Here is a 14,321-nt window from a genome sequence, read left to right as displayed (position 1 = left end):
TGCCTGCCCCATCACGGAGTCATATGGCTTGCGAAAATGGCTGCATTTTAGCCATTATCATGCCGTTTTTTCCTCCGAATCTTCGTTTAAATTGCCGCTTTTTGTCGGGAAAGCGTCAGCCTGTGTCGTCATATCACGCGATACTTCTGCGATGTTTTCCACATGAGGGAAATATGTATTCCGGTTGTTTGTTGATGGTTAAATCAGCCTCGTCGCCCGGTTGGCGAGCTCTGGTGTTATGATGTTCCCCCCTGTTCCGGATAAGGCTGTTTCATGTCCCGCTTGCGTCTGCTTGTCTCCGATTCTCATGACCCCCTCTTCAACCTCGCCGTCGAGGAGTGCATCTTCCGCCAGATGGATCCCCGTCAGCGGGTGCTGTTCCTTTGGCGCAACGCCAATACCGTGGTGATTGGTCGTGCCCAGAACCCGTGGAAGGAGTGCAACACCCGCCGGATGGAAGAGGACGGGGTGACGCTGGCTCGCCGCAGCAGCGGTGGTGGCGCCGTGTTTCACGACCTTGGCAACAGCTGCTTCACCTTCATGGCGGGCAAGCCGGAGTATGACAAGAGCGTCTCCACCGCCATCGTGCTGGACGGGCTCAAGCGACTGGGGATTGAGGCCTTTGCCTCCGGTCGCAACGACTTGCTGGTGGCGACTCCGGACGGGGAGCGCAAGGTATCGGGTTCGGCTTACAGGGAGACCCTGGATCGCGGGTTTCACCACGGCACCCTGCTGCTGGACGCCGATCTCGGTCGACTCGCCAACTACCTCAACCCCGACCCCAAGAAGCTGGCGGCCAAGGGGATCAGCTCGGTACGCGGTCGGGTGGCCAATCTGTGCGAACTGCTGCCGGGGATTGACCACCATCAGGTGAGCGACGCGCTGGCTGCCGCCTTTTTTGAACACTATGGCGAGCGGGTGCAGCCCGAGCATATCTCCCCGGAGCAGATGCCCGATCTGCCCGGTTTTGCCGAGACCTTCGCTCGCCAGCGCAGCTGGGAGTGGAACTTTGGCCACGCGCCCGCCTTCACTCATCTGCTGGAAGAGCGCTTTGGCTGGGGCGGGGTGGAGCTGCATTTTGATGTGGAGAAGGGGAGCATAGTGCGGGCGCAGATTTTCAGTGACACCCTGGATCCGGCCCCCTTCGATCGGCTGGCCCAACTGCTGGTGAGTTGTCCCTATCGCCCTGATGCGATCGCCAGCTGTTTGCAGGGGTGGCAGGAGGAGTTCCCGGCCAGTGGTGAGGCGTTGAGCGAGTTTGCCGAATGGCTGCTGGCGGCGCTGCGCTGAAGGCACAACTGCTGAAGTGATCGGGATCACGAAATATAAAGAGGCGCATAAAAAGCGCCTTTTTTCTGCCCCTTGCCATGGCTAAAACATAACAAAAAGTATGGCAGACCATTAGTTATTGTCTCTGTTGATGCGCCAAGCCCGGGAGTATAAGGGCCGCACATTTGCTGTACTAATGGTATAAAAATGAGTGACTTAGTTTATCTTCAAGACCAAAGCGTCAACGCCGTCTCCCCTCTGTTTGCCAACCGGTTTGCCAGCGTTAAAGCCAATTTTTTCTCACGTAATCCCGATCTCTGGCCAGTCTTTCGCGAGCCCGGATTCGCCGCCCTCAATGAATTTCGGGCCCGTGGCCTGGCGCCCGATGCCCGTTTGAATGCCTGGCCAGATGGCCGCGCCCGCCTGGCCGATCTCTGCGAGACCATGCCGGTGCCCGCCACCATGCGCACTCCGGGCGAGCCGATGGCCGAGCTGTTGTTTGCCGCCGCGCTGTCGAAGGATTGGGAGAACCCCTCCAGCGTCGAGAACGTCATCACCATGTCGGCGGATCCCGCTATCTATGGCGCCCAGATGGGTATTCTTGCCAACCCCAATCTGGTCTACTCCGAATATGCCGGAGTGGCCGAGGAGCTGGAGAAGAAGGTGGTGCGCCAGATTGCCCTGCTGGCGGGTTACGACCCAGCTCGCGCCACCGGCATCTTCACCCAGGGGGGGACCTTCTGTAACCTCTACGGCTACCTGCTCGGCATTCGCAAAAGCCTGCCGGAAGCCAAGCACAAGGGGCTCGGCCACTATCAGGATTACCGCATCATCAACTCCCAGGGCGGTCACTACTCCAACATCACCAACCTCTCCCTGCTCGGGGTCGACATCGAGAACAAGACCATCCGCATTCAGGTCGGCGAGAACAATGACATCGATCTCGACCACCTCGAGCGTACCCTGACCGCCTGTTTTGCCCTGAAACACGTGGTGCCCGCCATCATGCTCACCATGGGTACCACCGACACCTTCGGGGTGGATCAGGTGAAACCCGTGTTCGAGCTGCGCAATCGCCTCTGCGAGCAGTTCGAAGTGGCGGTCAAACCGCACATTCACGTCGATGCCGCCATCGGTTGGTCGATGATCTTCTTCCTCGATTACGACTTTGCCGCCAACCCGCTTGGCATCAATGCCGCGACCCTAGCCGGGATCGAGCGCAACGTGGCGCGCTTTGCCGAGCTCAAATATGCCGACTCCTTTACTGTCGACTTCCAGAAGTGGGGCTATGTGCCCTACACCTCCAGTCTGGTGATGATCAAGGAGCAGGATGACCTCAAGGCGATGGAGAACGACCCGGAGAACTTCTCCTACTTCGAGCGGGACATTCAGGGTCAGACCCACCTGCAATCCACCATCGAGTGCTCCCGCGGCGCGAGCGGCCTGTTCGGTGCCTATGCGGCGCTCAACTACATGGGAGTGGAGGGGTATCGCATCGTGCTGGCCCACTGCCTGCAAAATGCCAACTACTTCCGCTATCGCCTGAGTCAGCTTGGCAACGTCAAGCTGGTGGCGCAGGAGAATCAGGGGCCGAGCGTCGGCTTCAAGATCTACAACCCCGAGTGGGTGAGCGATCCGGAGGCCGAGTTCGCCTTCGAGCTGGCACGCTCCAGCGATCCTGCCTACAAGGCGCGGTTGCAGCGCAATACCGACTATCACCGCAGCCTGTTCAAGGGGCGCGGCAAGGTGGGTCTCTATACCAACTGGGTGGAGGCGGTGGCCCACTCCGACTATGACGCTCGCGGCAAATACTCCTACATCGCCGGGGAGAAGGCGGTCTTTATGAACCCGGCCTGCACTCGCGAGCAGATCGACGCCTTTATCGACCATATTCGCGGTTAACGGCTGTGCGAGCACGAGCTGACGAGCCTTGAGTCGATACCAGACAGGCCGGTATCAAAAGGGCAAGCCAATCGGCTTGCCCTTGTTGTTGATGAGTGGTCGGGATGACTCGTTCAGAGGCGCAGCAGCTGCTCGTTCTCGACAATCTCGCACCCGGCGGGTTGCCGGGAGAGGGTAATCATGGCGTGGGCCACCTGACTGGCCTCGATGGCGCGCCAGCGAGCGAACTTGCCAACCAGCAGTGGCCGAAACAGCGGATAGATGGCCTGAAAGATCTGCTCCGAGCGGCGCGGAGGTTGTCTATCCCCCAGCAACATGGCGGGTCGCACGATGGCAAGCCGCGGCCAGGATTGGGCCAGCAGGGCCTGCTCCATCTCCCCCTTGGTACGTGGATAGAGGGCCGGGGAAGATGCACTGGCCCCCATGCTCGAGACCACGATAAGACGTTGACAGCCGTGGCGGCGGGCCAGTTCGGCAAAGGCGATCACATAGTCGAGATCGACCCGGCGAAACGCCTCGGCTGAACCGGCATCCTTGCGGGTGGTGCCGAGGGCGCAGAAGGCGATATCCACCGGTCGGGGCAGGGTGACGCTGGCCAGATCATCAAAATCGACCGGCAGCCAGTGGTGCGCCTCCTTGCCCGGCTTGCGGCAGAGCAGGGTCAGCTCGTGTTCGGCGGGCAACTGTTTGATCAGCTCGCGGCCAATCAGGCCGCTGGCTCCGGCAATCAGGATCCGGCTCATGATTCTCTTCCTGTGTCGCTCCGGTAGGAAGTGTCAGCATCGGGCAAACGGCAGCACTCTGCAATCTGCTCTTGCGTGTTGGGTGGATAAAACAAAACCGGCGCGAAGCCGGTTTTGCGAGATATCAGAGCGGGGTGTGGAATGCCGCTGGCAGCGGGAAGTCACCCGTTACCGTGGTGAGCCTGTCGTTGGCGAAGGTGACGGTGAGCTCTTTGCGCTCTTTGTCGCCGTGGCCCGGCTGGAATTCATAGAGGTAGTACCAGGTGTTGGGGTCAAAGCCGTCACGCAGCATGGGGGTCCCCAGTACATAGCTGACCTGCTCGCGGGTCATCCCCTGGCGCAGTTTGTCGACCTGTTTTTGTTCCACATAGTTGCCTTGGGGAATATCGATACGATAGACCAGGCTGCAACCGGAGAGGGTGAGGGCGGTCAGGGCCGCGGCAATCAGGTGTTTCATCCGCATAACGAGTTCAGATCATCCATACAGTCTTTTTTGGCTCGGCAAATCATACCGACTCCCTCCACGGAAGTAAAAAGCCATTGATCCATCAGCCAATAAAAAGGGCCGCACTGCGACCCTTTCTGGCAATCCGGCAGCCGTTACATGGCGGCGCGGAAGATGGCGACGATCTCTTCGTGGCTCGCCTGTTTCGGGTTGGTGAAGCCGCAGGCATCTTTCAGGGCGTTGCTGGCCAGGGTATCGAAGTCATCGGCCTTGACGCCGAGCTGCTCCAGACCGGCCGGGATCTTCACATCCAGCGCCAGCTGCTTGATGGCGGCAATGGCAGCGGCAGCGCCCTGTTCGTCGCTCATGGCGCTCACGTCAACACCCATATAGCGGGCCACATCCTTCAGACGAGCGGCGCTCACCTGGGCGTTGAATGCCTGAACGTGGGGCAGCAGCACGGCGTTGCAGACGCCATGGGGCAGGTCATAGAAACCGCCCAGCTGGTGGGCCATGGCGTGCACATAGCCCAGGCTTGCGTTGTTGAAGGCCATGCCGGCCAGGAACTGGGCATAGGCCATCTGCTCGCGGGCATGCAGATCATCACCATGGTTGACGGCGGTGCGCAGGTGCTTGGCAATCAGCTCGATGGCCATCACGGCGCTGGCATCGGTCACCGGGGTGGCGATGGTGGAGACATAGGCTTCGATGGCGTGGGTCAGGGCATCCATGCCGGTGGCGGCGGTGAGACCGGCCGGCTTGGCCAGCATCAGCTCGGGATCGTTGACCGACATCAGCGGGGTAACGTGCTTGTCGATGATGGCCATTTTCACGTGGCGCGCCTCGTCGGTGATGATGCAAAAGCGAGTCATCTCGGAGGCGGTACCGGCGGTGGTGTTGATGGCGATAAGCGGCAGTTGCGGCTTGGCGGAGCGATCCACCCCTTCGTAATCCTTGATGTTGCCACCGTTGGCGGCGACCAGGGCGATGCCCTTGGCACAGTCGTGGGGCGAGCCGCCACCCAGCGAGATGACGCAGTCGCAGCCGTTGGCCTTGATCATCGCCAGACCCGCTTCGACGTTGCTGGTGGTGGGGTTGGGTTTGGTCTCATCGAAAACTGCGCTTTCAATGCCATGTTCAGCCAGCAGGGTGGTGAGCTTGGCGACCACGCCGATCTGGTTGAGAATTTTGTCGGTGACGATGAGCGCCTTGCGATAGCCGTAACCCTTGATATCGGCGGCAGCCTCTTGCAGGCAGCCGGCACCCATCAGGTTGATTGCAGGAATATAGAACTTGAATGTAGCCATGATGGACTCCCTATAGTTAGCCATTAAGTGGTAATTGGCTGCCACGTTACCATCTTGCGGGGGATACAAAAGCATCTGTTTTGCAACTTTACGGAGGCGATCACGGGACATTAATTAAGCGTTGAACCGGGCTTGACTTTCCCTGTTACATCCCGATTTCCTGAAAAACGTTTTTCAATTAATTCATCAGGTTAGAAAACGTTTTGCCTGCTCTTTGATGTTGTCAATGCGTGGAAGTGTGAGGCGCTTCAAGGAATTGGAAAGCGCTTTCGACCATAGTTGGCGCCTCCCCGAAGAGGGGGGTAAAGGCTTGAAAGTATCATAAAGAATCATCTTAATTTGCGTCCTGACCATGCTGGCAGGGGGCAACCAGGAGTCCAATATGTCTGATGTATTTCACTTGGGTTTGAAGAAAGCGGATCTGCAAGGCGCCACCCTGGCGATCGTCCCCGGTGACCCCGAGCGTGTAAAGCGTATCGCAGAGCTGTTGGATAACCCGGTACACCTGGCCAGCCATCGTGAATTCACAACCTGGCGTGGCGAGATGGACGGCAAGGCCGTGATCATCTGCTCTACCGGTATCGGTGGCCCGTCCACCTCCATCGCAGTAGAAGAGCTGGCCCAGCTGGGTATCCGCACCTTCCTGCGTATCGGCACCACCGGCGCCATCCAGCCGCACCTGAACGTGGGTGACGTGATCGTGACCACCGGTTCCGTGCGCCTCGACGGTGCCAGCCTGCACTTCGCACCGATGGAGTTCCCGGCTGTTGCCGACTTCGACTGCACCACCGCACTGGTGAACACCGCCAAAGAGATGGGCTCCAAGCTGCACATCGGTGTGACTGCCTCCTCTGACACCTTCTACCCGGGGCAGGAGCGTTACGACACCGTATCCGGCCGCGTAGTGAGCCGTTTCCAAGGTTCCATGAAAGAGTGGCAAGCCATGGGTGTGCTGAACTATGAGATGGAGTCTGCAACCCTGCTGACCATGTGCTCCAGCCAGGGCCTGCGTGCCGGTATGGTGGCTGGCGTTATCGTCAACCGTACCCAGCAAGAGATCCCGAACGCCGAGACCATGGCGAAGACCGAATCTGATGCCATCAAGATCGTACTGGGCGCTGCCCGCAAGCTGATCTGATAGCACCACAAAGAGTGGGGGGTGGGGGCCGTTGCGAAAGCGCGGCCCCTATCTTTATCCGCCGTTTACCGCTTTTCCTCTCCCGTCACGCCTTTCACTGATCCCGTCGCACTCGCACTTGTTGTCTCTCCCCATTGCCTCTAAAACGCAGGCGCACAGCGGATCTGCATCGGCTCACCGCTCACCGGATGAGCAAAATCCAGCTCGCTGGCATGCAGCATCAGCCGCGGTGCCTGTTCGCAGCCGGGTGGCTGCAGGCCACCATAGAGATCGCAACCGAGGATGGGGTGGCCCAGCAGCTGGCAGTGGATGCGCAGCTGATGGGTGCGGCCGGTCTCCGGCACCAGCCGCACCCGGGTCAAAGGCACGGTTTGTCCCTGCATCTGCTGCTCCAGCCGTTCAACCACCTGATAGCGGGAGCGGGCGGGTTTGCCACTGGCGGCGCAGATCTTCATCAGCGGAAAGATCGCCGGCTCCTTGGCGATGGGGGCATCGATAAGCCCTTCGTCGTCAATCAGATGGCCACAGAGCAGGGCGCTGTAGGCCTTGCTCACCGCCCGCTGGCTGAATTGCTGGCAGAGCAGGGCATTGATGGCCTTGTTTCTGGCCACCACCATGATGCCAGAAGTGCCGAAGTCGAGGCGATGCACCAGGGTACAGCCGGGGTAATCCTGCACCAGGCGATAGTGCACCGAGTCGAGGTTTTGCGGATTCTTGCCAGAGAGGCTCAGCAGGCCGCTCGGCTTGTTGATGAGCAGCAGGTGTTCATCCTCGAACAGGATCTCGATGGCGGCCTTGCAGGGCGGGGCGATAAAGGTGTCGACGATAACAGACATAGGGCGCACGGGCTGGAAACGGGGGGCCATCATACCCAAGTGGCGGGTAAGGCGCGAATCGGCGTAGCGGATGCGCTCGCCACACCATCCCCTCATTGCGGCCTGCTGCTGGTCGGCTGTGAAAGTACGAAGGTAACTGATTGAAAAAAATCAGGAACCGTTTTGTGACCCCCTCCCGAGTTCAGCCGCCGCGAGCTTGCTAAGGTAGGGCTCCCTTTGATGTTGTAAGGAGTCTCTCCATGGCACTGCCCGTTATTCTCGATTGTGATCCCGGCCACGACGACGCCATCGCCCTGATTCTGGCGCTGGCCAGTCCTGAACTGAAGGTGTTGGCGGTCACCACCAGCGCGGGCAACCAGACGCCGGACAAGACCCTCAACAATGCCCTGCGCATCCTCACCTTGCTGGGGCGGGACGATATTCCGGTGGCGGCCGGGGCGCCGAAACCGCTGGCCCGCGAGCTTATCATCGCCGACAACGTCCATGGCGAATCGGGTCTCGATGGCCCCAAACTGCCGGATCCCGCTTTTGCCCCGCAAGCGATGACGGGGATCGAGCTGATGGCCAGATGTCTGCGCGAGAGCGCTGAGCCCGTGACCCTGGTGCCGACCGGCCCGCTCACCAATATCGCCCTGCTGCTGGCAGCTCACCCCGAGCTAAAGAGCAAGATTGCCCGCATCGTGCTGATGGGGGGCGCCGCAGGGGCCGGCAACTGGACACCAGCGGCGGAATTCAATATTTATGTGGACCCGGAAGCGGCCGATATGGTCTTCAAGTCGGGCATTCCCATCACCATGTGCGGCCTCGATGTGACCCACGAGGCGCAGGTGATGGACGAGGATATCGAACGGGTACGCGCCATCACCAATCCGGTGGCCCAGTGTGTGGCCGGTCTGCTCGATTTTTTCATGATCTACCATCGGGACCCCAAGTGGGGATTTGCTGGCGCGCCGCTGCACGACCCCTGTACCATTGCCTGGTTGCTCAATCCCGCTCTGTTCCATGGCGTGGAGTGCCGGGTCGATATCGAGACCCGGGGTGAGCATACCGTGGGGATGACGGTGGTGGACCGCTATGGTCTCTCCGGCAAACCAGCCAATGCGCTGGTGTTGCTGGGGCTGGATCGGGCAGGTTTTATCGATCTGCTGGTCGAGCGGCTGCGGGCCTTTGGCTGAGGGCCGATTCACTTTTTGCAAGAAGGGGCAGGGAATGTGGAAGACAGGGTTGGCGCTGCTGGCCGGGTTGCAACTGACAGGCTGCGCGACGCCATTCGAGCGGATGTGGCAGGGGCTGGCGACCTGTGATTTTAACGATCTCTATATCGACGGTGAGACCGGGCGGCCAGCCAATCTGCAGCTCAACAACTACACCCCCTACAAGGTGAGCGACGGCTTTGCCTGGTACAAGGTGCACGAGGAGCTGCACGGCTTGCCGGTGGTCGGTTTTATCGTGCCGGCCTCCAGCTTCGAAGTGCACGCCCTCTTTGTCGATACCCCCATCGCCAACGCCCGCCGGTTGACCCACAACGCCTACGGCAGCGAGTTTAGCGACGAGCAGAAGCACAACGAGGGCTCTGCCCCTCTGCTTTTGCGCGATCCCAACAACCCCAAGCGCTCCATCATCGACTGCACCCGCGGCGAGTCTGACGGGGAGCTTGAGGATTCGGCCATGCCCGAGTAGGGCGACCTGTCACGCCATCGGCCTGAAAAAAGAGGGGCCAGCCTTGCCGGCTGGCCCCTCTTTATTGCTGCTCTGCCCCCGGATCAGGGGTAGCTCAGCGTCTCCTTGATAAGAGGCAGCTGGGCCTTGATCCACGCCGGATTGATGGGGCCCCAGTCGCTGATGCGGTAGTGCCCCTGCAGGTGGCGAGCCCCCTCGGTTTGCTCGAAGGCGCAGCTGATATCGAGTTCGGCCAGCGCCGTCAGGGTATCCTGCGCGGTGCGGCGCGGCATGCCGGTCGCCTCCATGATGGCCGGCACCGTATCCGTGCCCTGGCTGATCAGCCAGGCCACGTAGAGGCGGCGGTAGAAGCTGGTGCGGGTCTTGCTCGGCTCGCTCATAGCTCGTCCTCAAGACGATCGAAGTAGCGCCAGGTTGCGATGGCGGCTTTGCCCATCACCAGTGCCCAGAGGCCGAACCAGAACCAGCGGAAGAAGCTCCAGGTGGAGGCGTCAGGCTCGGTGCTCTCAATCTTGGTGACGTTGGGGAACATGGAGAACATGTTGATGCGCCAGCCGTAGGAGGTGATGATGGCGAGCCGTTTTTCGAACTCCATCGACTTGGCCTTTGCCTGTACGTCGGCGGCGTTGAACTTGAAGTAGAAGGGCCAGCCCCACTCGGTATCCTCGTTGCGGAACACCCGGATCTTCTCGCCGGGACGCTCGGTGTAGATGTAGTAGACATCGGTAGTGGGGCCGTCAGCCGGGTTCTTCTGGCTGATGGGGCCATCCTTGTCGGTGCGCTTCACCTCGACCCCGGTGATGGTGGCGATGGTGTGCTCCGGCAGGTAATAGTCGAGCCAGGTGGCGGAAACGAGGGCAATGAGCCCCAGGGCGATAAAAGCGGGTTTCTTGAATCTCAGGCTCATGATGGTCTCACGTGAGGGGGAGTGACGTGCCTCTACCATACTCACATTTGCCCCCACAGCCCAGTCCCTTATGGCACCAACTGCCAAAAAATGGCGTTTAAAACAACTGCCTCCTGCACCACGCATCGTGGTTAAACCTGTCGTAATGCGTTGTTCGGACGGATACCGGAGGAGGGGAAAAACGTGTTGATTGACACTGTATGGAGGCGTAAGGGGAGTGTACGAAGAGATATGTGGCCGAATAAATAAAGCCCCTTATTTATAAAATAAGGGGCTTTATTGCTATCCAGAGGCCTGTGCCGGCCTCTTTTTATCTTTCCGGCCGCGTGTCAGAGCTGGAAGTGAGAGAGCTGCTTGCGCTGCTGCTCGGCCAGCTCCGACAGTTCGTGGCTGGCGCTGGCGCTCTGGCTGATGCCGGCGGAGCTCTGGCTCACGATCTCGTGGATGTTGGTGATGTTGCGGTTGATGTCGGCAGTGACGCAGGACTGCTCCTCGGCGGCGGTAGCCACCTGGGCGTTGGCATCGTTGATCTGGCGCACCGCCCCCGTGATACCGCTCAGCAGATCCTGTACCTGCGCGGAGAGGCGCTGGTTGTTCTCGAGGATCTCCAGCGTCTCCTGAACCCCCTGATTGGCGGACTGGGACTGGCTCTGCAGCTGCTCGATGATGGCCTGGATCTCCTTGGTGGAGGCCTGGGTTCGGGCCGCCAGCATCCGCACCTCGTCAGCGACGACGGCAAAACCGCGCCCGGTTTCGCCGGCACGGGCCGCTTCGATGGCCGCGTTGAGGGCCAGCAGGTTGGTCTGCTCGGAGATCCCCTGAATCACTTCAATCACCTTGCCGATCTGCTCGGACTGGGTCTTGAGGCGAGCGACGATGGCGGCGGCATCTTCCAGACTGCCTGCCATTCGGCTGTTGGCAGCAATGCTCTCGCCAAACAGGGCGAGCCCCTGCTCAACCCGGCTGTTGGCATCGCGGGCCAGCTCGTCGGCCACGGCGGCGTTGTGGTTGACGTTGTCGGCCGTGCTGGAGAGCTCGGTCACCGCCGAGGCAACCTGCTCAATTTCGCCGCGCTGCTGCTGGGCGTTGGCTTCAGCCTGGGTCATCACCGCGGCCAGCTCGGTCGCAGCGGAGGCGACGTTGTTGCTGATGCCGGTCAGGGTTTCGATGGTGCTGCCAAGCTGCCCCAGAGTGAGGTTGATATCTTTGGCCAGCTGGGCCAGTTCGTTGTCACCCTCGACCCTGGCGCGGACGTTGAAGCGACCCTGCGCGACGGCGTGCATCACGCTCTGCAGCTGGCCGATGGGGCTGACGATGCGGCCGGAGAGCCACCAGCCACACAGCAGTGCCGCCAGCAGGGCGACGGCCGTGAGCAGCAGGGTGCGCAGCAGGGTGGCATGGTAGTGGGCCTGCTCCTGCGCCAGCTCGCTCTGGGTCAGCTGGTTGATGTGGGCCGACATGGTGTCAATCTGTTTGATGAGCTGTTCGCCCAGCTCGCGGAACTGGAGGCGGGCGGCCTCATACGCCGCGGCATCGCCACCCCCCTGATGCTTTTGGGTCAGCAACGGCAGCATGTTGTTGCGGGTGTGGCCAAGGTAGGCCTGCAGGGCAGCCGCCACCTGACGGTTATCCTGCTCAGCGCCCGGGATCACCAGACGGGCGAGGATGGTGGTGATCTCCTGCTCGGCACTGTTGAGGTTGGCGGGCAGGGCGGCAAACTGGGCCGCGTCGTAGAGACCGTAGATGGCGCTGGTGCGCAGCCGGTAGGTGGCGTGGATCAGCTTGGCAATGTCGTCCTTGTTGCGCACCACGCTCTGGGTCGTCTCATCTATGTCACTAATGGCTTCGTCCAGACCCTGTTTGCTGATGGCAATCATCACCATCATCAGCAGGCTGGCCAGCAGCAGCGGTATCAGTACCTGAATTCTTATTGATAGATTATTCAATGACATGTGAGACGTAACCCCGAAAATGAAGGAGGCGCTATCTTACACAGCCGCGACAGGGGGTGTCACAGCCTTTTCTTGCTGAAATATGCTGAAAGCAAAGGTTTTTTCTTGTCTGAAAAGCGCGGGATGGGCAAGATGACAGGCTTGCTCAAATAACATTCCGGCGCCGTTTACGGCTGCCTGATCCTCGTTTGCTACCCTGTTTTGCCATGGAGGTTTGTCGTGTCCAGCTGGATTGATCCGGCCATTCTGGCGCTCTTTATCCCCACCTTCTTCTTTGTCTCCGTCACCCCGGGCATGTGCATGACTCTGGCGATGACGCTGGGGATGAGCCTTGGCGTGCGCCGCACCCTGCACATGATGTGGGGGGAGCTGATCGGCGTCGGGCTGGTATCGGTGCTCTCGGTGATCGGGGTGGCGACCATCATGCTCAACTATCCGGCCATCTTCGCCGCCTTCAAATATGTGGGCGGTGCCTATCTCATCTGGCTCGGCATCCAGATGTGGCAGGCCAAGGGGAAGATGGCCATTCCGGCCGATCTCGCGGCCGGGCAGCAGAGCAGCCCCATGGGACTGGCGCTGCAGGGCTTTGTCACCGCCATCGCCAACCCCAAGGGGTGGGCTTTCATGATCTCCCTGCTGCCCCCCTTTATCTCGGCCAGCCGACCGATGGCGCCGCAGATCACCGCGCTGGTGGCGCTGATTTTGGTCATCGAGTTCTCCTGCCTGCTGCTCTACGCCAGCGGCGGCCGCACCCTGCGCCACTTCCTCGCCAAGAGCGGCAACGTCACCCTGATGAACCGCATTGCCGGTACTCTGATGCTGGGAGTGGGGGTCTGGTTGGCGCTCGGGTAAGAGTCGTCAGAGAGCCGCTTTACGAAAGAAAAATGCCACCGCGAGGTGGCATTTTTTATGGGCGAATAGCTCAGCGGGGCTTGAAGCGCTCGACCCAGGGGTTGGCGGTGAGGCCATGCAGGATGACGCTCAGGATAATGGTGCAGAGCACGGTGGCGATGATGGGGCGCTGGCCGATAAGGGCCGGCTCGTTTTGCAGCACCATCACCGCAAAGACGATGCTGGCAAGACCCCGCGGCCCGAACCAGCCGATAAAGAGCTTGAGCTCCGGCTTGAGGCCGGTACCGATGAGGCTCAGCCAGACCGGCACCATCCGCAGCAGGGTGAGGCTGGCTGCCGCATAGAGCCAGAACTGCCAGTGCAGCAGCTCCGGCAGGATGGGCATCAGGGTGGCGCCAAACACCATCCAGATCACCACCGAGAGCAGATCGCCATACCCCTCGCAGCTGTCCATATAGGCGTGCTTGTGCTCGCCAAGGCGCCGTCCCATCAGCAAACCACCGACGAAGGCGGCGATAAAGCCGCTGCCACCGAGAGTCTGGGCCAGCGCAAAGCAGAGCAGCGCCAGCCCCGGCATGGTGAGCTGGCGCCAGAGCGGCAGTTGCCAGCCGTTGAGATAGGAGACTTTCAGCAGCCGGACGGTGAGGGCGGTCAGCACGAAGGCGACCAGAAGACCGATACCGATCTCCTCCAGCATCAGGGTGATGGCCAGCGCTGCGGTGCCGGTGTGCTCCTCGGTGGGGGCGATAAGAGCGAGCAGCAGGAGCAGCACAGGCACGCAGATGCCGTCGTTGAGGCCACTCTCCTGATTGAGCCCTTCGCGCAGTGGTGCCGGTACCGCCGGATTGCTCACCACCGCCTTGCCGAGCGCCGCATCGGTGGGGGCGAGAATGGTGGAGAGGATGGCCATCTCCAGCAGTGGCAGGTCGGGGAAGATCCAGTGGCCAAACAGGGCGCCACAGAGCAGGGTGAGGGGGAGGCCGATCAGCAGCAGCCGGATGGGGAGCTGGCGGTTGGCCAGCAGCACCTGCCAGTTGGTGTTGGCGGCATCGTTGAACAGCACGATCACCAGAGTCAGCTCTGCCAGCAGCTTGATGCCGGCGCTGTCGATGGAGAGGGAGAGCAACTCCAGCCCTCCCGGCCCCAGCAGCCAGCCGGTCAGCAGAAAGAGCAGGGGGCCGTTGACCAGTTTTGACTCGAAGCGCCCCGCGATCAGGCTGTAGAGCAGTAAAAAGGCGGCGATCACCGCCAGATTCTGATAAAGCAGGTGTGCATCCATACAACCTCCTT

At 60.7% G+C, this 14,321-nt stretch carries 14 protein-coding genes; 6 read left to right on the top strand and 8 right to left on the bottom strand.

Annotation, left to right across the window (positions count from 1 at the left end; all coding sequences use genetic code 11):
* Positions 1-273: 273 nt before the first annotated feature.
* Positions 274-1,290, top strand: a complete 1,017-nt coding sequence (locus BS300_RS07370) for a lipoate--protein ligase A (protein ID WP_071911821.1) — start codon at positions 274-276, stop codon at positions 1,288-1,290.
* A gap of 186 nt (positions 1,291-1,476) precedes the next feature.
* On the top strand, positions 1,477-3,171 hold the full coding sequence (locus tag BS300_RS07365; protein WP_071911819.1) for a pyridoxal-dependent decarboxylase: 1,695 nt from the start codon (positions 1,477-1,479) through the stop codon (positions 3,169-3,171).
* 113 nt (positions 3,172-3,284) lie between these two features.
* On the opposite strand, the gene BS300_RS07360 is transcribed toward BS300_RS07365, so the two are convergent.
* From BS300_RS07360 to yiaY, 3 genes are all read right to left on the bottom strand, one after another.
* Complete coding sequence (locus tag BS300_RS07360) at positions 3,285-3,914, bottom strand: NAD(P)H-binding protein (RefSeq protein ID WP_071911817.1); 630 nt, start codon at positions 3,912-3,914, stop codon at positions 3,285-3,287.
* Between the two features lie 124 nt (positions 3,915-4,038).
* On the bottom strand, positions 4,039-4,377 hold the full coding sequence (bamE, locus tag BS300_RS07355; RefSeq protein ID WP_033113504.1) for an outer membrane protein assembly factor BamE: 339 nt from the start codon (positions 4,375-4,377) through the stop codon (positions 4,039-4,041).
* 137 nt (positions 4,378-4,514) lie between these two features.
* Complete coding sequence (yiaY, locus tag BS300_RS07350) at positions 4,515-5,666, bottom strand: L-threonine dehydrogenase (RefSeq protein ID WP_071911816.1); 1,152 nt, start codon at positions 5,664-5,666, stop codon at positions 4,515-4,517.
* Between the two features lie 382 nt (positions 5,667-6,048).
* Between yiaY and udp the strand changes: the two genes are divergently transcribed.
* Positions 6,049-6,804: a uridine phosphorylase gene (udp, locus tag BS300_RS07345; protein WP_005337975.1), complete on the top strand. Its 756-nt coding sequence runs from the start codon at positions 6,049-6,051 to the stop codon at positions 6,802-6,804.
* A gap of 140 nt (positions 6,805-6,944) precedes the next feature.
* On the opposite strand, the gene BS300_RS07340 is transcribed toward udp, so the two are convergent.
* Positions 6,945-7,673, bottom strand: a complete 729-nt coding sequence (locus BS300_RS07340; RefSeq protein ID WP_192849741.1) for an RluA family pseudouridine synthase — start codon at positions 7,671-7,673, stop codon at positions 6,945-6,947.
* 206 nt (positions 7,674-7,879) lie between these two features.
* Between BS300_RS07340 and rihA the strand changes: the two genes are divergently transcribed.
* Together rihA and BS300_RS07330 are read left to right on the top strand one after the other, a co-directional pair.
* The gene (rihA, locus tag BS300_RS07335) at positions 7,880-8,815 is read left to right on the top strand and encodes a pyrimidine-specific ribonucleoside hydrolase RihA (RefSeq protein WP_071911812.1); all 936 of its coding nucleotides are present in this window, start codon (positions 7,880-7,882) and stop codon (positions 8,813-8,815) included.
* Positions 8,816-8,849: 34 nt separating this feature from the next.
* Positions 8,850-9,320, top strand: coding sequence for a hypothetical protein (locus BS300_RS07330; RefSeq protein ID WP_033113507.1), 471 nt, complete (start codon positions 8,850-8,852; stop codon positions 9,318-9,320).
* A gap of 83 nt (positions 9,321-9,403) precedes the next feature.
* On the opposite strand, the gene BS300_RS07325 is transcribed toward BS300_RS07330, so the two are convergent.
* The 3 genes from BS300_RS07325 to BS300_RS07315 all read right to left on the bottom strand — a co-directional run bounded on the left by BS300_RS07325 (position 9,404) and on the right by BS300_RS07315 (position 12,179).
* Positions 9,404-9,700, bottom strand: coding sequence for a winged helix-turn-helix domain-containing protein (locus BS300_RS07325; RefSeq protein WP_005337957.1), 297 nt, complete (start codon positions 9,698-9,700; stop codon positions 9,404-9,406).
* Positions 9,697-10,227: a DUF1523 family protein gene (locus BS300_RS07320; protein ID WP_041208367.1), complete on the bottom strand. Its 531-nt coding sequence runs from the start codon at positions 10,225-10,227 to the stop codon at positions 9,697-9,699. The genes BS300_RS07325 and BS300_RS07320 overlap by 4 nt, the downstream gene beginning before the upstream one ends.
* Before the next feature lie 329 nt (positions 10,228-10,556).
* A complete protein-coding gene (locus BS300_RS07315; protein ID WP_071911810.1) occupies positions 10,557-12,179 on the bottom strand; it encodes a methyl-accepting chemotaxis protein in 1,623 nt (540 codons plus the stop codon).
* 219 nt (positions 12,180-12,398) lie between these two features.
* Here BS300_RS07315 and BS300_RS07310 point away from each other — a divergent pair, with 219 nt between their 5' ends.
* Entirely contained in the window at positions 12,399-13,031 is a 633-nt protein-coding gene (locus BS300_RS07310) for a LysE family translocator (RefSeq protein WP_071911806.1), read from the top strand.
* A gap of 70 nt (positions 13,032-13,101) precedes the next feature.
* Here BS300_RS07310 and BS300_RS07305 read toward each other — a convergent pair whose 3' ends face one another.
* A complete protein-coding gene (locus BS300_RS07305; protein ID WP_071911804.1) occupies positions 13,102-14,310 on the bottom strand; it encodes a cation:proton antiporter in 1,209 nt (402 codons plus the stop codon).
* Positions 14,311-14,321 lie beyond the last annotated feature (11 nt).

Source organism: Aeromonas sp. SCS5 (assembly GCF_001887375.1).
Taxonomy (GTDB): domain Bacteria; phylum Pseudomonadota; class Gammaproteobacteria; order Enterobacterales; family Aeromonadaceae; genus Aeromonas; species Aeromonas jandaei.
The sequence above is the reverse complement of the archived record's forward strand: the minus strand, read 5'-3'. Positions and strand labels throughout refer to the sequence as shown.